Origin of the sequence: Streptomyces sp. NPDC048338, from assembly GCF_043201055.1 — a bacterium.
Taxonomy (GTDB): domain Bacteria; phylum Actinomycetota; class Actinomycetes; order Streptomycetales; family Streptomycetaceae; genus Streptomyces.
The window spans coordinates 343,991-361,008 of record NZ_JBICYQ010000001.1 but is presented as its reverse complement, the minus strand read 5'-3'; the positions used below and the strand labels follow the sequence as shown (position 1 = coordinate 361,008).

Annotated in this window: 15 protein-coding genes; 6 read left to right on the top strand and 9 right to left on the bottom strand. The window is 74.1% G+C overall.

Annotated features, from left to right (window positions below):
• Positions 1 to 34 precede the first annotated feature (34 nt).
• Positions 35 to 847 carry a hypothetical protein gene (locus ACGFZF_RS01665; protein WP_393550537.1) on the top strand — a complete coding sequence of 271 codons (813 nt, stop codon included), beginning with the start codon at positions 35 to 37 and terminating at the stop codon, positions 845 to 847.
• Between the two features lie 43 nt (positions 848 to 890).
• On the opposite strand, the gene ACGFZF_RS01660 is transcribed toward ACGFZF_RS01665, so the two are convergent.
• The 5 genes from ACGFZF_RS01660 to ACGFZF_RS01640 all read right to left on the bottom strand — a co-directional run bounded on the left by ACGFZF_RS01660 (position 891) and on the right by ACGFZF_RS01640 (position 6,977).
• Complete coding sequence (locus tag ACGFZF_RS01660) at positions 891 to 2,324, bottom strand: phytoene desaturase family protein (RefSeq protein WP_393550535.1); 1,434 nt, start codon at positions 2,322 to 2,324, stop codon at positions 891 to 893.
• A 35-nt stretch (positions 2,325 to 2,359) separates the two neighbouring features.
• A complete protein-coding gene (locus ACGFZF_RS01655) occupies positions 2,360 to 2,983 on the bottom strand; it encodes a DUF4126 domain-containing protein (protein WP_356776371.1) in 624 nt (207 codons plus the stop codon).
• Positions 2,984 to 3,332: 349 nt separating this feature from the next.
• Positions 3,333 to 3,941 carry a TetR/AcrR family transcriptional regulator gene (locus ACGFZF_RS01650; protein WP_393550533.1) on the bottom strand — a complete coding sequence of 203 codons (609 nt, stop codon included), beginning with the start codon at positions 3,939 to 3,941 and terminating at the stop codon, positions 3,333 to 3,335.
• A 29-nt stretch (positions 3,942 to 3,970) separates the two neighbouring features.
• On the bottom strand, positions 3,971 to 6,058 hold the full coding sequence (locus ACGFZF_RS01645) for a YhgE/Pip family protein (protein WP_393550531.1): 2,088 nt from the start codon (positions 6,056 to 6,058) through the stop codon (positions 3,971 to 3,973).
• Positions 6,030 to 6,977, bottom strand: coding sequence for an ATP-binding cassette domain-containing protein (locus ACGFZF_RS01640; RefSeq protein ID WP_393550529.1), 948 nt, complete (start codon positions 6,975 to 6,977; stop codon positions 6,030 to 6,032). The genes ACGFZF_RS01645 and ACGFZF_RS01640 overlap by 29 nt, the downstream gene beginning before the upstream one ends.
• A gap of 168 nt (positions 6,978 to 7,145) precedes the next feature.
• Here ACGFZF_RS01640 and ACGFZF_RS01635 point away from each other — a divergent pair, with 168 nt between their 5' ends.
• The 3 genes from ACGFZF_RS01635 to ACGFZF_RS01625 all read left to right on the top strand — a co-directional run bounded on the left by ACGFZF_RS01635 (position 7,146) and on the right by ACGFZF_RS01625 (position 9,236).
• Positions 7,146 to 7,676 carry an SAV_6107 family HEPN domain-containing protein gene (locus ACGFZF_RS01635; protein ID WP_356603273.1) on the top strand — a complete coding sequence of 177 codons (531 nt, stop codon included), beginning with the start codon at positions 7,146 to 7,148 and terminating at the stop codon, positions 7,674 to 7,676.
• 67 nt (positions 7,677 to 7,743) lie between these two features.
• The gene (locus ACGFZF_RS01630) at positions 7,744 to 8,532 is read left to right on the top strand and encodes a methyltransferase (protein WP_393550526.1); all 789 of its coding nucleotides are present in this window, start codon (positions 7,744 to 7,746) and stop codon (positions 8,530 to 8,532) included.
• Between the two features lie 305 nt (positions 8,533 to 8,837).
• Positions 8,838 to 9,236 (top strand): DUF3040 domain-containing protein, encoded by a 399-nt coding sequence (locus ACGFZF_RS01625; protein WP_356603277.1) that lies wholly within the window; start codon positions 8,838 to 8,840, stop codon positions 9,234 to 9,236.
• Between the two features lie 366 nt (positions 9,237 to 9,602).
• On the opposite strand, the gene ACGFZF_RS01620 is transcribed toward ACGFZF_RS01625, so the two are convergent.
• From ACGFZF_RS01620 to ACGFZF_RS01605, 4 genes are all read right to left on the bottom strand, one after another.
• Entirely contained in the window at positions 9,603 to 12,023 is a 2,421-nt protein-coding gene (locus ACGFZF_RS01620) for a DUF3488 and DUF4129 domain-containing transglutaminase family protein (protein WP_393550524.1), read from the bottom strand.
• Entirely contained in the window at positions 12,020 to 13,369 is a 1,350-nt protein-coding gene (locus tag ACGFZF_RS01615) for a DUF58 domain-containing protein (RefSeq protein WP_393550522.1), read from the bottom strand. Before ACGFZF_RS01615 ends, ACGFZF_RS01620 begins: the two co-directional genes overlap by 4 nt.
• Positions 13,369 to 14,412, bottom strand: a complete 1,044-nt coding sequence (locus tag ACGFZF_RS01610; RefSeq protein WP_393550520.1) for an AAA family ATPase — start codon at positions 14,410 to 14,412, stop codon at positions 13,369 to 13,371. Before ACGFZF_RS01610 ends, ACGFZF_RS01615 begins: the two co-directional genes overlap by 1 nt.
• Positions 14,413 to 14,591: 179 nt before the next feature.
• Positions 14,592 to 15,137, bottom strand: a complete 546-nt coding sequence (locus tag ACGFZF_RS01605; protein ID WP_393550518.1) for a beta-class carbonic anhydrase — start codon at positions 15,135 to 15,137, stop codon at positions 14,592 to 14,594.
• Between the two features lie 399 nt (positions 15,138 to 15,536).
• Between ACGFZF_RS01605 and rsmH the strand changes: the two genes are divergently transcribed.
• Both rsmH and ACGFZF_RS01595 read left to right on the top strand, forming a co-directional pair.
• Complete coding sequence (gene rsmH, locus ACGFZF_RS01600; RefSeq protein ID WP_393550516.1) at positions 15,537 to 16,499, top strand: 16S rRNA (cytosine(1402)-N(4))-methyltransferase RsmH; 963 nt, start codon at positions 15,537 to 15,539, stop codon at positions 16,497 to 16,499.
• Between the two features lie 47 nt (positions 16,500 to 16,546).
• On the top strand, positions 16,547 to 17,017 hold the full coding sequence (locus ACGFZF_RS01595; RefSeq protein WP_393550998.1) for a septum formation initiator family protein: 471 nt from the start codon (positions 16,547 to 16,549) through the stop codon (positions 17,015 to 17,017).
• Position 17,018 lies beyond the last annotated feature (1 nt).

The window sequence follows — 17,018 nt, the reverse complement described above, 5'->3', positions numbered from 1 at the left end:
GACCCGCGGCGGTGGCCGTAGGAGAGGGGCGGGCATGGGGTGGACGGTCCTCTACATCGCGTTCGGTGTCGTCGCGTTGTGGCTGTTGGGTGAGGTACTGCTCCAGTACAAGGCGCGGCTGCGCTGGCGCCTGCTCGCGTTCAGCGGCTTCCTGGCGGTGGTCCTCGGCGTCCTGCTGCCGTCCGTCGCCGTGATCATCGCGGGGGCGATCGCCTTCGCCGTCGGGCAGACCTACGTCACCCTGTCGTTCCGTCGCGGCTTCTCCACCGGTTGGGCGATCGGCGGGAGCCCGGGCGCGAGCCGTCGCCGCCGGTCGGGCCCGCCGGCCGAGGCACGCCCCACCCTGGAGGTCACCGACCTCTCCTACGAGCCGGTGGAACCCGCGCCGGCCGAGACCGCCGCGGTCTACGAGCCCGAGCCGATGCCCGAGGACACCGGCCAGTACGGCGTCTACGACCCCTCCTACGCCGGCGGTGCCCAGCAGGAGCAGCAGCCCGCCTACAGCGCGGGCTACGACTCCTACGGGGCGGGCTACGACCAGCAGGGCTACGACCCGTCGGCCTACCCGCAGCAGGGGTACGACTACGGCGCGGGCGGGCAGCAGCAGTACGCCGCCTACTCCGACCCGTACATCGGCCCGGGCACGGACGGCCAGCAGTACACCTCGTACGACTACGGCACGGGCGGCCAGCAGCAGTACGCCGCCTACCAGGACCCGTACGCCGCCTCGTACGGCTACGACACCCCGCCCGGCGGGGTGTGGGTGCCGCAGCAGCGGGAGGGCGAGCAGCCCCCGCAGCAGCCGGGCTACGAGCCGTACGACAACGACCAGCAGTACCGGTACTGACGGGCGGCGGCTCCGGGTCCGTCCCGCCCCGCGGGCCGGGCGGTCACTGCGAGCCGCGGAACTCCGCGCCCTCCACGATCAGGCCCGCGACCAGCGCCCCCGACATGCCCGCGTGGGCGAGCCCGCCGCCCGGGTGGGACCAGCCGCCGGCGAAGTACAGGCCGGGCAGCGCGGAGGCGTTGGCCGCCGGCAGGAAGGACCCGCGGTCGCCCGCGAGGGCGGGGCCGGGGACCTCGGCGACGCCCGTCTCCCGGCGGGTGTCCTCAGGGGTGCGGACCTCCCGCCACAGCAGCCGCTCGCGAAGGCCCGGAACGGCGGACTCGGCCGCCGTCACCATCTCCTCGGAGATCTCCGCCCAGTCGTGCTCCGGGTGGAGGTTCACGGTCGCGGTGACCGTGACCGCCTCGTGGCCGCCGTCGGGGCGCACCGACGGGTCGTCGGGCCGCAGCACCGTCGTGGTGGGGTGGTCACCGGTGCCATGGACCACCGTCCGGTGCACGGCATCCGCCTCACGCGCGCCGCGCAGGGCCAGACAGACCGTCATCCGCCCCGTCCGGTCGCCCCGGTCCCACGGCAGGTCGCCCCGGCTCTCCCGGCCCACGACGTGGTGCCGGTACAGCACGGGAACGGGCGCGCCCGCGACGACGTGGTCCGCCTCGGCCACCTCGCCGCCCGCCAGCTCGATCCCGGTGGCCCGGCCGTCCTTCTCCCGCACACCGGTGACCTCGGCCCCGAAGACGAACTCCACCCGGCGCGCGAGGCACCGCTCGTACACCGCCTCCGCGAGCGCCCGGACGCCGCCCGTCACGTACCAGGTGCCGAAGGTCTGCTCCATGTACGGCAGGACGGCCGCCGACGCGGGGGCGCCGACCGGATCGAAGCCGTACGACCACGCGTAGGACTCCAGCAGCGCGATCAGCCGGGGGTCGCGCAGCTCCCGCGCCCCGACCTGGGCCAGGGTGGTGGTGCGGGACCGCAGGAACGGCGCCTTCAGGGCCGGGTAGGGCTCGCGGGCCGGCGCGGAGACGTCCGCGGCCTGCGGCTCCTCCAGCAGCGGGCGGCGGGTGCGGTCCCAGGTCTCGCGGGCCCGGACCAGGAAGTCCCCCCAGCGCTCCCCGGCGCCCGCGCCGAGCGCCGCGTCCAGCGCGGACAGCGTGCCGGCGCGCGAGGCGTTCGGCAGGTCGACCCGGGTGCCGTCGGCGAAGGCGTGCCGGCTCGCCGGGTCGACCTGCGTCAGCGTGACGCGGTCCTCCAGCGGCTCCTTGCCCGTCTTGACGAACAGGTCACGGTAGACGGCGGGCAGATGCAGCAGCTGGGGGCCGGTGTCGAAGGCGAAGCCGTCCCGCTCGAAGCGGCCGACGCCACCGCCGTACGTCGCCGCGCGCTCGTACACCGTCACCCGGTGGCCGGCCACGGCCAGCCGGGCCGCGGCCGCCATGGCGCCCATCCCGGCGCCGATCACCACAATCCGTGCCATGTCAGGGACCCTATCCGCCCCCGCCGGCGCCCCGGTCAGCCGGGCGGTCCCGGAACCCGGGCCCCCGCCGCCGCGAGCCGCCGCTCCTCACGTCGCTGCGCCCTGCGGCGCAGGAAACGGCGGATCCGGTGGGCGAGGAACCCCAGTATCACCAGCCCGAGCACCAGCAGGACGGCCGCGATGACCGCCGCCGCCTGCGGGTTGAAGATCGCGAAGGTGACGATCCCCGCCACCCCGAGATCCTCGGCCAGGCTGAGGGTGATGTTGGAGAACGGTTCCGGCGAGGTGTTGACCGCCATCCGGGTCCCGGCCTTGACGACATGACTCAGCAGGGCGGTCGTCCCGCCGACCGCGCCCGCGGCCAGCTCCGGCAGCGACCCCGACTGTCCGGCGAGCAGGGCGCCCACGACGGCGCCGGCGATCGGCCGGATCACCGTGTGGACGGAGTCCCAGACCGAGTCGACGTAGGGGATCTTGTCCGCCACGGCCTCGCAGAGGAAGAGCACCCCGGCGGCGATCAGCACGTCGGTGCGCTCGAGCGACGCGGGCACCTCGTCGCTGAGGCCGGTGATGCCGAAGAGGCCGAGCAGCAGGACCACCGCGTAGGCGTTGATCCCGCTGGCCCAGCCGCTGGTGAAGACCAGGGGAAGTACGGACACGGTCGCGATCGTAGTCAGACCGCGGCGCCCGCGCGTGGGCATCGGCACGGACTGCTGAGTACCCGTACCTAGGCGGCGAGATGAGTAGCTGCGCGGATGGGCTTCGACCTGCGCGGACGGAAGAGTGGAGGGCAACGGAAGGGGCGCGGCTCCGCACCGCCGGCACGGGGCGGCGGAGCGGGGTCGCGCACCTGCCGGCACGGGGGTGCACGGGGGCACGGGGGGTGCTCACGGGGGAAGTGGAAAGGAAGAGCGCCGGTTCGGCGAGGCTCGGGGGGATCGAGCCTCGCAGGACCGGCGCTCTTCTCGTGCTTCTCCGGCGGGGGCGGACCCGCGCGGAGCGGGAGGTTCAGCAGCCGCTCACCCGGCCGTGCAGCAGGCGGGACAGCGCGCTGTGGACGTCGTCGATCGAGCGTTCGCTCTGGAAGGCCTGCCAGTCCAGCGCGGCCACCAGGACCATGCCGACCAGCGCCGCCGCCGTGAGCGGGATGTCGATCTCCTCGCTCAGCTCGCCGGCCTCGACACCGTCGCGGAGCACGCCCTCCACCACCGCGACCGCCTGCTGGCGGACCACCAGGAGGGTGGAGTTCCACGCCCGGTTGGTGCGCCAGAGTTCGGCCACGTACAGCTGGGTGAAGGCCGGGTAGCGGTCGATGAAGAGCAGACCGGCCCGGATCATCGCGTCCAGCGCGTCGACCCGGCTGCCCCCTCGTTCCGCCGTCTCCTCGGCCGCGTCCCGCAGCGAGGCGGTGAGCAGGCCGACACCGTGCCGCAGCAGCTCCTCGAAGAGCTCGGTCTTGCTCTTGAAGTTGTAGTAGACCGTGCCCTTGGCGACGCCCGCGCGCTCGGCGATCTCGTCCACCGTCGTCGCCGAGAAGCCCTGCTCGGCGATGAGGGTGACGGCGGCCTCGTAGAGCTTCGCGCGTGTGGCCCGGCGTCTGGTGCTGCTGCTGTCCATGGGATCGATTCTCACAGGTCCGGCGGGCGTCACAGGGACAGTTCCGGGTGGAGCCGGTCCATGGTCCACACCTGCTTGCGCCGGGCCGAGACGGCCGTCAGCGCCAGCGCGCCCACCGTGAACGCGGTCAGGACCGCCACCGCCTGCCAGACCGGCCCCACGCCGCCGCCCGTGATCAGCCGCCGCAGCGCCTCGACCACGTGGGTCATCGGCAGGAACGGGTGGATCGCGTTGAAGAACCCGGGGCTGGTCTGCACCGGGTAGGTGCCGCCCGCCGAGGTGAGCTGCAGCATCAGGACCGCGAGCACCAGGATCCGGCCCGCCGCGCCGAAGCGGGCGTTGAGCCACTGGATGATCGCCGCGAAGCAGCAGGTCACCAGGGCGAGGAAGCCGACCGTGCCGGCCGCCCTGGCCATCTGCAGGCCCAGTCCCCAGTGCAGCACGGACATCAGCGCGGCGACCTGGAGCACCCCGATCGCCGCGACCGGGAGCCAGCCGGCCAGGGCGATCCGCCAGGCGGACGCTCCGGCCGCGAGGGCACGCCGGTTGAGCGGCTGGATCAGCATGTACGCCACCATCGCGCCGACCCAGAGGGAGAGCGGGATGAAGTACGGGGCGAAACCGGTGCCGTAGTTGGGCGCCTTGTGCAGCGACTGGGAGGCGAGCTCCACCGGGTCGGCCATGACCTCGGTGCGGCGGTCGCGGTCCTGCTTGTCGTAGTCGGGGATCTTCGCGACTCCGTCGTGGAGGCCGGTGGCGAGCTCACCGGAGCCGTCGGCGAGCTTGAACAGGCCGCCGTCGAGCTCGCCCGCGCCCTTCTTGAGCCGGCCGACACCGGAGTCGAGACCGGCCGAGCCCGTCTTGGCGCTGGTCAGCCCGGTGTGCAGGGTGTCGGCGCCCTTGGCGACCTTGTGCGCGCCCGAGTTGAGGGCGTTGATCTTCTTGACCGCGCCCTCGAGGTCCTCGTCCAGGTGCGGCGCGGCCTTGGCCAGCGCGTTCGCCTGCTTCTGCAGCGTGGCCAGCTGCCCGTCGAGCTTCTTCAGGTCGCCCGTGCTGTCCTTGGTCAGCTCGTGCAGGTCGTCGGCGATCTTCGCCACGTCGTCCGCGCTGACCTTGGCCTCCTTGAGGACGGGGCAGGCCTTGGGGTCGGGCAGGGGGTTGCCGACGCACTCCTTCTCGTACAGCGCCTCCAGCTTGTCGTCGGCGAGGTGCGCGGCGCTGCGGGCGAGGGGCGCGCGCCGCACCAGGTCGTCCAGGTCGTGGCGGACGGCCTGCACGGAGTGGGAGACCAGACGGGCGGTGTCACCGATCGACTTGCCGTTGTCCTTCAGGAACGGGCGGATCCGACCGGCGGTGCCGTTGACCTTGTCGGCGAGCGCCTGGGTGCCGCCGGCCACCTGCCGGGAGCCGGTCTCCAGGTCGCCCGCGCCCTTGTCGAGCTTCCTGAGGCCGGAGGCGAGGTCGCCACTGCCCTTCTTGGCGTCCTTCAGACCGTCGGCGAGGCTCTTGGAGCCCTTCTTCGCCTTGTCCACGCCGTCCTTGACCTGACCGGCGCCCTTGGCCGCATCCGCCGTCGCGTCGTGGATGTCGGAGAAGGAGATGAAGATCCGGTCGAGGAACGTGCGCGAGGACTTGGTGGAGGCGGCGGTGCGCACCTCGGAGAACACCGTGCGGGAGATCTGCCCGACGATGTAGTTGTTGGCGTCGTTCGTCCGCACCTTCAGGGCCCCGGTCTCGGGGGCGTCGCCGGAGCTGGAGGCGATCCGCGAGCTGAAGTCGCCGGGCATGGTCAGGGAGAGGTAGTACGTCCCGTCCTCCACGCCGGCGGCGGCCTCCTCGTCGCTCACCTCGTGCCACTCGAAGACCGCGCTCTCGCGCAGGCCCTTGGTGATGTCCGCGCCGGCGTTGATCTCCTCGCCGCCGGTGGTGGCACCCCGGTCCTCGTTGACGAGCGCGACCGGGATCCGGTCGAGCCTGCTGTACGGGTCCCAGAAGGACCACAGGTACAGCGCGCCGTACAGCAGCGGCAGCAGCAGGATCGCGACGAGCGCGGCGCGCGGCAGCTTCCCCCTGCCGAAGCGCTTCAGCTCAAGCGCGGCCAGTCTCGGCGAACGCATCGCTCTCCCCCTCCTCGACGGTGTTCTCGGTGTCGTCGGTGTCGTCGGTGCTGTCGGTGGCCTCGGTGGCCTCGGTGGCCTGCGCGGCCGGTGTGTCCCCGGCGGACCGGGCGTCCGGCGCGCCGCCGTCGGTGACCGCCGCGTCCGCGTCGTCCGGGTCGTCCGCCGCGTCCGCGACCTCGGCCCGGGGGCCCGTCGGCTCCTCGCCGGCGTCCGCCGTGGTGGTGATCCGCAGGGCGCCCTCGGGTGCCTCGCTGCACACGGCCAGCACGGTCGTCCCCGCGTCGGCGACCGAGCGCAGCAGTGCCCAGGCCTCGGCCCGGTCGGCGTCCGAGAGCTTGAGGTCGGTGTCGTCCAGGGCCAGCACGCGGGGCCGGCCGATCAGCGCGAGGGCGACCGAGAGGCGCAGGGCCTCCAGCCGCTCCAGGTCCCGTACGGAGGTCCGGCCGGACTTGGGCAGGGCGTCCCGGTCGAGGCCGGCCGCCGCCAGGGCCTCGTCGATCCGGGCCCTGGTCGCTGCGGCCCGCTCGGCGGGGCGCCGCACCAGCGCGCGGACCGAACCGTCGTAGCGGCGCTGGAGCAGTGCCCGCTCGCGCAGGTGCTCGTCGACGGTGAGCGCCGGGTCGAGGTCGCTGACGCCCGGCACGGGGCCCAGCGCGCTGATCCGGCGGACGGCGGCCATCTTGCGCGGCAGCCGCAGACCGGCGACCTCGGCGTGGCCCTCGTGTGCCTTCATCCGCCCGGTGAGGGCGAGCAGCAGACAGGTGCGGCCCGAGCCGGACGGTCCTTCGATCGCGACGAGCGAGCCGGGCTCGGCCCGCAGGCCGACCTCGCGGAAGACCCAGCCGCGCGGTCCCTTCAGCCCGAAGCCGTCCGCGACCACGGCGGCGCCGTGCGGCTCGTCCGGGTTCGCTTCCACGGACCCCCACCCCCAGTTTTCCCCTTTTGAACTGACCAGTCAGTTCAAAAACTTACCCCCGGGTCCGCCCTGAAGGCAAAAGGTCCTGGTCAGCCGGATTGTCAGTGCCGGCCTGCACGATGGATACACACGGCCACAGTGCCGTCACACGACGACAGGAGGCTCGTCATGACCAGCTCCTCAGCAGCAGCCGCGCCCCGGCGCCGCAGCACCGGTCGCCCTGCCCCCGCACTGGTCGGACCCCCGACCGACATCCACCCCGTCCTGCGCCGCGCCACCGCCCCGCCCGCCGCACTCGACCTGCTCGCCCAGGCCCGCGCCGGCATCGAGGAGGCAGCCGCCCTCGACCTGCCCCACGAGCGCTACGCCACCGCCCATCTCGCCGCGCTGCGCACCGCGGCCGCCGTGCTCGCCGCCCGCGGCCGGCCCGAGACCAGTCCCCGCAAGCGCGCCCGGATCCGGAGCGCCTGGGAAGTCCTCCCCGAGATAGCCCCCGAGCTGACGGAGTGGAGCGCGCTCTTCGCCTCGGGTGCCGAGCGCCGGGCCCGCGCCGAGGCGGGCATCGCCGCGGCGGCCGGCCGGCGGGACGCCGACGACCTGATCCGGGACGCCGCCATGTTCCTGCGCCTGGTCGAGCGGATGCTCGTCCTCCAGCCCGTACTGCCCCGCCAGCCCGGGGCGGACGACGCCGTGAGGTGAGCGGGGGGACGGCGCCCGAGGCCATAGGGTGGGGAGCGTTCGTACCCGTAGCGAGGAGTCAACAGCCGTGCCGGACCCTTCCCCTGTCTTCGGTCGAGAGGCGTCGTCGCGTCCGTCGCGCGCCTCCCTGCGCACCGCCGTCGTCTGGGACGTCCTGAAAGAGGCGCTCGACCGCCGGGTCAAGGCCACCGGGAAGGACAGCCTCGACGTCCTCGACACGGGCGGCGGCTCCGGCAACTTCGCGGTCCCGGTGGCCCGACTCGGCCACCGGGTCACCGTCGTCGACCCCAGCCCCAACGCCCTGTTCGCGCTGGAGCGCCGGGCGGCCGAGGCGGGCGTCGCCGATCGTGTCAGCGGCGTGCAGGGCGACGTGCGCGGCCTGTTCGACGTGGTCGAGCGGGAGGGGTACGACGCGGTGCTCTGCCACGGTGTCCTGGAGTACGTGGACGACCCGGCCGAGGGCGTGCGCAACGCGGTCGCCGCGCTCCGGCCCGGCGGCGCCCTCAGCCTGCTCGCCGCCGGCCTGGGCGGTGCCGTCCTCGCCCGCGCGCTGGCCGGCCACTTCAGCGAGGCCCGCCAGGCGCTGAGCGACCCCGCGGGCCGCTGGGGAGCGGGCGACCCGGTGCCCCGCCGCTTCACCGCCGAGCAGCTCACCGAACTGGCCGCGGAGGCCGGCCTGCACGTCGGTGCGGTGCACGGCGTGCGGATCTTCGCCGACCTGGTTCCCGGGGCCCTGGTCGACACCGAGCCCGGCGCCGCGGAGGCCCTGCTCAGGCTGGAGGAGGCCGCCGCCGAGCTGCCGTCCTTCCAGGCCATCGCCACCCAGCTGCACCTCCTGGGCGAGAAGCGCGCCTGACACCCGGCCGGCGGCACGCCGCCGGCCGGCCGGGGACGACAGCCCCCACCGTGCTGATCAGCGACGCAGCCGCACATGGAGTACGCCACAGGCCCCCCGATCGTGCCCGTGTCCCCGTATGATCGGGGGACACCATCCGGCATGACGGGCAGGGCCCTGGGGAATCAACGCCTCAGCAACCGAACCGCATGGCGGCCCGGATTGGCGATTTGGCGTTGAGGGCGGGTTTCACGGGGGCGAATCCCTGCCTATCCTGAAAGGGCCGCATACCGGTCGCCCCCGCGACCGACGACTAGGAGGACTCCGTGCCGCTCTCGGAGCACGAGCAGCGAATGCTCGAGCAGATGGAGCGAGCGCTGTACGCCGAAGATCCCAAGTTCGCGACAGCGCTCGAGGGAAGCGGACTGCGTACGTACACCCGGCGACGGGTCTACCAAGCGGTCGCCGGCTTCCTGGTGGGTATCGCGCTCCTCATGGCCGGAATGGTCGCCCAGCAGATCTGGATCAGCGTGGTGGGGTTCCTCGTCATGCTGGGCTGCGCGGTCCTGGCGGTCACCGGATGGCGCAAGGCGCCCAAGCCGGGCGAGCAGCAGGCGAGGGGCGGGGCGGCCGGCGGCCGTCAGGCCCGACAGCGCCGCTCGATGATGCATCGCATCGAGGAACGGTGGCAGCGCCGCCGGGACGAACAGCAGGACGGCCACTGACGGCCCCCTGAGCGGAGGATTTCCTCCGACCACGACGACTCCGAGCCCCGAGGCCCGGCACCCCCAGGTGCCCCGGCCCCGGGGCTCGTCGCGTGTCCGGACCCACGGCTCCCTTCGGGACCCGACCGCTCGCGGACCGGCCGGCCCGGCGGTCGCCCTTCGGGGCGTCACGGACTCCTGCGACCCCGCTCCGGCAGAGCGGCCGACGCCCGATCCCGGCCTGTCGCCGCCCCGGCGCAGCCCGCCCCTCGCGGTCGCGCAGTGCCACGGTGTCCACGGCCCCGCCCGCGCTCCGGCGCAGCCCGCCCGCCGTCGCCCCCGGTCCCTCCCCCCGCCGCGGGCGGGGGGACGGACAGGGGGAAGGGGTCAGCCCTCGCCGCGGGACGGGCGGCGGACCAGCGTCGTGAGCCGGTCCGTCAGGGCCCGGCGCCGGGACGACCAGAGGTCCGTCAGCGCCGCCCGGCGGGCCGAGGCCGCCCAGAGCACCCGGGCCGCCGAGCGGGGCGCGAGCAGGGCCCGCAGCCGGGTCCGCCGACCGGCCACCGCGTGGAAGCCCGCCCTGACCAGGGCGACCTCCTCCGCCAGGCCCGTGCCCGGCCGGGGCCGGGGCGCGTAGAGGACCTGCTCCACCGCCCGCGCCACCCGGTGCACCGCGTCGGCCGCCTCGCCGTCCAGGCCGCCCAGCCGGACGACGCGCGCGGCCGTCCGCCGCGGCGTCTGCGACTCGTCGGGCACGACCCCGTGGTCCCAGGCCGTGTCGTTGATCTCCTGCCACGCGGCGAGCGTGCGCGCCGCCGCGTCCTCGGCGGCGCGGCCCGTGGAGCCGAGCCGCCGGGCCCGTACCCTCGTGCGCCACAGCAGGGGCGTGAGCGGCAGCGCCAGCAGCACGGCCACGCCCAGCACGATCAGCGCCACCGTCAGCGGCGGCACCCCGCCGTCGTCCGACGAGGCCCCGGCCGCCGCCGGGTCCGGGCCGCAGTCGCCCTGGCGGCGCATCTGCGGCGAGCAGCTCTCCGAGGCGCTCGGCGCGGCCGAGGGCTGGGCGGAGGCCGAGGCGCTCGGCTGGGCCGGTCCGGTCGGCGTACCGGTCGGGGACCGGTCCCGGGTGTACTCCGGAGTGGAGCCCCGCGTCGGCGTCGGTTCGAACCGGGTCCAGCCCACGCCCTCGAAGTACAGCTCGGGCCAGGCGTGCGCGTCCCTGATGCCCACCGACAGCGTGCCGTCGGCCTGCGGGGTGCCCGGCATGAAGCCGACCGCCACCCGGGCCGGGATGCCCAGCGAACGGGCCATCGCCGCCATCGAGAAGGAGAAGTGGACGCAGAAGCCCTCCTTCTGGCGCAGGAAGCGCGAGATCGCCTGGACCCCGGTCCCCGACTCGACCTCGACGTCGTAGCGGAAGCCGCCGTCGCGTGCGAACCAGTCCTGGAGCTTCACGGCCCGCTCGTAGTCGTTCCGGGCGCCCCTGGTGACCGTCAGCGCCGTCGACCGCACGTCGGCGGGCAGCGAGTCGGGGACCCGGGTGTACTCGCTCCTCAGCTTCTGCGGGGGAGCGGAGGCCGCGCCCAGCTGCTCGGCCGTCGGCCGCACGTCCAGGCTCGTGACCTGGTACTCCGCGCCCTTGGTGTTCTGGCCGTCGTCGCCGACGAGCATCCGCCCGGCCGGTTCGAAGCGCCAGCGTCCGCCGATCGCCACCCGGGACGCCGGGTACGGCATCGGGAGCCACTTCTGCTCGTAGGTACGGGAGGCCACGAAGTTGCTCGTCACCTCCTGGGCCCGGACGTCCTGGCCGAGCCCGTCCGGCCACGGCAGCAGCTCGGGCACGTCCTTGATCGGGCGGACCGAGGACTTCCACGAGGTCCCGTCGAACTGGTCGAGCGCCACGAGCCGCAGGTACATGCCGCTGGTGTCGGTCGCGTTGGTCCGGTAGCGGAGCACCTCGCGGTCCTCGGGCTGCCGCAGGTTGTCCTGGATCGAGACCAGCGGGTTCACCGCCGAGATCGTGCCGCCCTTGCCGCCGGCGCCCGGACCCTCGCCCGGGCCGCCGAACAGCCCGCCGGTGAGCCCCGGCAGCGCCAGCGGCACCACCAGCGCGACGCCCATCGCGACCACGCCGATCCGTCGGCCGGTCCGCACCGGGGCGAGCACCTGCCCGCTCTCGGAGACCCCCGATCCCTGGCGGCCGGTGCGCGGCGCGCCGCCGAACACCCGCCCCCACTGCGAGAGCCGGTCGCGGCCCTCGGCGAGCAGGAGCAGCAGGTAGCCGGAGGAGGCCAGCAGGAACCACAGCCAGCTGGCGCCGCCGCCGGACAGGCCGGCGGCCACCGAGTACAGCGCCAGCAGGGGCAGTCCGGCCGGGGCCGCCGCCCGGAAGGTCACCGCGAGCGTGTCCACCAGCAGGCCGATCGCCACGACGCCGCAGACGAGCATGAGGCGGATGCCCTCGGTGTCGGGCGCGGGGATGGCGTACCGGCCGACGTCCTCGGCACCCGCCTGGAACAGCGTGGCGAACCGGGCGAACGCCTCCGGCCCGGGAACCACCCCGAGCAGCGCCTCCTCGCGGGCGAAGACCAGGGTCAGGGCGAGCAGCGTCGCCACGGCCTGGGCCGCGATCGTCAGCGGCCGGGCCAGCGGCACCCGCCGGGTCAGCGCGCCGACGCCGCTCTGCAGCGCGAGCAGCAGCGCCGCGGTGAAGATCCAGGTGGCCGGCTTCACCAGGGGCAGCAGCGCGCCCGAGGCGGTCAGGGTCGCGCCGAAGGCGCCCACCGTCAGCCGTCCGCGCCCGCTCATGACCGTCCTCCCCAGGTGTCGCCCGCGGTGCTCTCCGCGCGCATGCCGCCGGCCTGCTGCCACAGCTCGGCGAGTGCGGCGCCGGGGGGCACGGCCAGTGCCGTCCAGCCCGCCTCCCGCAGTTGCCGCAGCCGCTCCTCGACCGCGCCGGCGACCGCGCCGCCGGTCAGCCAGGATCCGCTGTCCAGCAGGAAGGCGACGGCCGCGCCGCTGCGCTGCCGCATCCGGGCGGCCAGCGCCGCCTGCTCCTCGTCGATGTCGCCGAAGAAGGCGACCAGCAGCCCTTCGTTCCCGCCGCGCAGCACGTCGTGAGCCCGCGAGATCCCGGCCCCGTCGGAGTGGTCGACGACGGCGAGGGTGTCCATCATCAGACCGGCCGCCTCGGCCGAGTCCTGCGACGTGCCCGCGAAGCCCTCGGCGCCGTCGCCCGGCACCGCGGTGCCGGTGTCGGTGAGCAGCCGGACCGAGTAGCCGCGCTCCAGCATGTGCACCAGGGCGGAGGCGGCGCCCGAGACCGCCCACTCGAAGGCCGAGTCGGGGCCCGCTCCCTGGTAGGCGAGGGCGCGGGTGTCGAGCAGCACCGTGCAGCGGGCCCGCTGCGGCTGTTCCTCGCGACGGACCATCAGCTCGCCGTAGCGGGCGGTGGAGCGCCAGTGGACCCGGCGCAGGTCGTCGCCGTGTCGGTAGGTCCGCGGAATGACGTCGTCGTCCCCGGACAGCGCCAGGGAGCGCTGCCGGCCGTCCCCGTATCCGGCCGCCTCGCCGGCCAGCCGCACCGGGGGCAGCGGCTCGGTCCGGGGCACCACGGTCAGCATGTCGTGGGCGCTGAAGGAGCGGGTCAGCTCGCACATCCCGAACGGGTCGTTCAGGCGCAGCTGGAGCGGCCCCAGGGGGAAGCGTCCGCGCAGGTCGGAGCGGACCCGGTAGGACACCTCGCGCCGGCCGCCCGCCTCGACCCGGTCCAGCACGAAGCGGGGCCTCGGCCCGAGCATGTACGGGACGTGGTCCTGGAGCATCAGCAGGCCCGTGGGCAGCTTCGACACGTTCTCCATGCGCAGATGGACGCGCGCCTCGGAGCCGACCGCCACCCGCTGGGGGGAGAGCCGGCGGCTGCCGGCGACGCGGTAGCGGGTGCGGTGCAGCACGCCGACGCAGATCAGCGGCAGTACGGCGAGCAGGAGTCCGACGCGCAGCAGGTCGCCCTGGCCGAGGACGTAGGCGCAGATCGCGGCGGCGATCCCGGCGGCGAGGAAGGACCGGCCGCGGGTGGTGAGCCCGCCCAGGGCGGCCCACAGACCGCCCTGACCGTCCCCCTGCTGCCCCTCCGGCCCGGCAGCGGTGGTCATCACAGCTGCCGGACGCCGGGCTGCTGCTGGCCGTAGAGCGGGCGGGCGCCCGCGGCGGGGGCCGGTCCGGCGGGGGGCGCGGAGGCAGGGACGGGCGTGCGCTGCAGGATGTCGAGCACGACCTGCTCCGCGGTGCGCCGGTTGAGCTGTGCCTGCGCGGTGGGCAGCAGACGGTGGGCGAGTACCGGAACGGCCAGCGCCTGGAGGTCGTCGGGCAGGACGTACTCCCGGCCGCTGAGGGCGGCGGACGCCTTGGCGGCGCGCACCAGGTGCAGCGTGGCGCGGGGGGAGGCGCCCAGTCTGAGATCGGGGTGGGTCCGGGTCGCGGCGACGATGTCCACGGCGTAGCGGCGGACGGCGTCGGCGACGTGCACCCCCCGCACCGTCTCGATCAGCTTCAGGATGTCGTGGGCGTGCGCCACCGGCTGCAGGTCGTCCAGCGGGGAGAGCGCGCCGTGCACGTCCAGCATCTGGAGCTCGGCCTCGGGGCTGGGGTAGCCGATCGAGACACGGGCCATGAAGCGGTCGCGCTGGGCCTCGGGGAGCGGGTAGGTGCCCTCCATCTCCACCGGGTTCTGGGTGGCGACCACCATGAACGGGCTGGGCAGCTCGTAGGTCTGGCCGTCGACGGTGACCTGGCGCTCCTCCAGGGACTCCAGGAGCGCGGACTGCGTCTTCGGCGAGGCGCGGTTGATCTCGTCGCCGATCACGATCTGCGCGAAGACCGCGCCCGGCTTGAACTCGAAGTCCCGCCGCTGCTGGTCGAAGATGGACACGCCCGTGATGTCCGACGGCAGCAGGTCCGGCGTGAACTGGATACGGCGCACCGAGCAGTCGATGGACCGCGCGAGCGTCTTCGCCAGCATGGTCTTGCCGACGCCGGGGACATCCTCGATCAGAAGATGCCCTTCGGCGAGCAGCACGGTCAGCGAAAGCCGTACGACCTCAGGCTTGCCCTCGATCACTGCCTCCACCGACCTGCGGATGCGCTCCGCTGCGGTGGTCAGATCTGCGAGGCTCGCTCGATCGTCATAGGTCGTCACCCGGCCCTCCTCGGCCCTTCACCGGGCCGGGCGCCACTGACGGCCCGGCCCACCCCGACACACGGACACCGCTGCCCCGGGGGTTTCCGGGTGGTGCCACCCGAGCATTCTTGTTGCCCGTGGCTCGATGTGTCACTTGCCCGGGGACAAAACCGGTGTTTATGCCGGGGTTTGCCGGCTCAAGCCGGGTCGATCTCGCGCAGCAGGCCGGTCGTCACGTCGAAGACGAAGCCCCGGACGTCGTTCGTGTGCAGCAGGAAGGGGGAGGTCCGGACCCGCTGCATCGACTGCCGGACGTCCTGCTCGACGTCGCGGAACGCCTCGACCGCCCAGGACGGCCGCTGGCCGACCTCCATCTCCAGCTCGTGCCGGAAGTCCTCGGTGAGCGATTCCAGGCCGCAGCCGGTGTGGTGGATCAGCACGACGCTGCGCGTCCCGAGGGCGCGCTGGCTGATCGTGAGGGAACGGATCACGTCGTCGGTGACGACACCGCCCGCGTTGCGGATGGTGTGGCAGTCGCCGAGCTCCAGGCCCAGGGCGCGGTGCAGGTCGAGGCGGGCGTCCATGCAGGCGACGACGGCGACGTTCAGGACGGGCCGGGCGTCCATGCCCGGGTCGGTGAAGGCCGCCGCGTAGCGACCGTTCGCCTCGACGAGCCGGTCCGTGACCGTCCGGTCCGACGCTATGGCGTCGGCGGCGTGGGAAGAGTGTGCAGAGGTCGACATGACGTCGACGGTAATGGTCACAGGGCTCACCGGCCCGCTGTGAGAGCGGACAAAGAACGTCAATGAGCCTTGTTGTGAGCTAACCCACAGGCATGAGGTGTCCGGGCCCGTACGGGTGATCTGTCCGGGATGTCGGTGTCGGGTCGCCGGCCGGCGCGACGCGCCAGCCGGTTGATTGACCGTCGGGGCCAGTGGACTAAAGTGACGCGGAGTTCACGGAGACATCGAGCGAATTCAGCGGATTCTCCCCCGCGTGTGCGGCGGTTCGTACGGCTCGGCCTCCTCCCGCTCGCCGGCCGGCCGACGCGCCTTACCGGCGCCGGCCTGCCACTTCCCCTTTCTGCGAGCGGGCGGGGACCCGGTGGTGCGTACCGGCCGCGCCGGATCTGAGAGGGCGCATTGAGCAACGACCGCCACGTCCCGGTGATGCTCCAGCGGTGCCTGGACATGCTGGCCCCGGCCCTGGAGGAGCGCCCCGGCGCGGTGGTCGTCGACTGCACCCTCGGCCTCGGCGGCCACAGCGAGGCCCTGCTCCGCCGGTTCCCCGAGGCGCGGCTGATCGCCCTCGACCGGGACAAGGAGGCACTGCGGCTCTCCGGCGAGCGGCTGGCCCCGTACGGCGAGCGCGCCACGCTCGTGCACGCCGTGTACGACGAGCTGCCCGAGGTCCTCGACCGGCTCGGCGTCCCGCGCGTCGACGGCGTCCTCTTCGACCTCGGCGTCTCCTCGATGCAGCTCGACGAGGCCGACCGCGGCTTCGCCTACGCGCAGGACGCCCCGCTCGACATGCGCATGGACCAGACGACCGGCATGAGCGCGGCCGAGGTCCTCAACACCTACCCGGCCGGTGAGCTCGTCCGCATCCTGCGCGCCTACGGCGAGGAGAAGCAGGCCAAGCGCATCGTCTCCGCCGTCGTGCGCGAACGCGACAAGGAGCCGTTCAGCAACAGCGCCCGCCTGGTCGAGCTGATCCGCGACTCGCTGCCGCAGGCCGCCAAGCGCACCGGAGGGAACCCCGCCAAGCGCACCTTCCAGGCCCTGCGGATCGAGGTCAACGGCGAACTGACCGTCCTGGAGCGGGCGATCCCGGCGGCCGTGAAGGCGCTCGCGGTGCGTGGCCGGATCGCGGTGCTGTCGTACCACTCGCTGGAGGACCGGCTGGTCAAGCAGGTCTTCGCGGCCGGCGCGGCGAACACGGCCCCGCCCGGCCTGCCGGTCGTGCCGGAGCGCTACCAGCCCCGCCTCAGGCTCCTCACCCGCGGCGCCGAGCTCCCCACGGAGGAGGAGGTCGCCGAGAACCGCCGCGCCGCCCCGGCCCGGCTGCGGGGCGCGGAGCGGATCCGGGAGGACGAGACCTCGTGACGGGGAAGGGGCCGCTCAAGGGGCGGGCCGCGCGGCTCGGGCGGCTCATGCCGTCGGGGCCCAGCACCGCCGCCCGCACGCCCTTCGTCCTGCTCGTCGTGGTCCTGCTCGGCGGCGGCCTGATCACCCTGCTGCTGCTCAACTCCGCCCTCAACCAGGGCTCCTTCAAGCTCAGCGAGCTGAAGAAGAAGACCACCGAGCTGACCGACGAGGAGCAGGCCCTCCAGCGGGACGTGGACGACTACTCCGCTCCCGACGCGCTGGAGCGGCGGGCCCGCGAGCTCGGCATGGTCCCGGGCGGCAGCCCGGCGTTCCTCGACCCCGACGGCACGGTGCGCGGCGAGCCCTCCGAGGCCGCCGCCCCCACGCCCGACCCGGCACCGCCCACGGCGAAGCCCACGGCCGGCGCCAAGCCCACCACCGCGGACCCGTCCCCCGACACGCCGGTGCGGACGCCCGCGAGCACCCCCGACACGCCGAAGACGACCGCGCCCGCCCCGACCAGATCCGGCAGGTGAC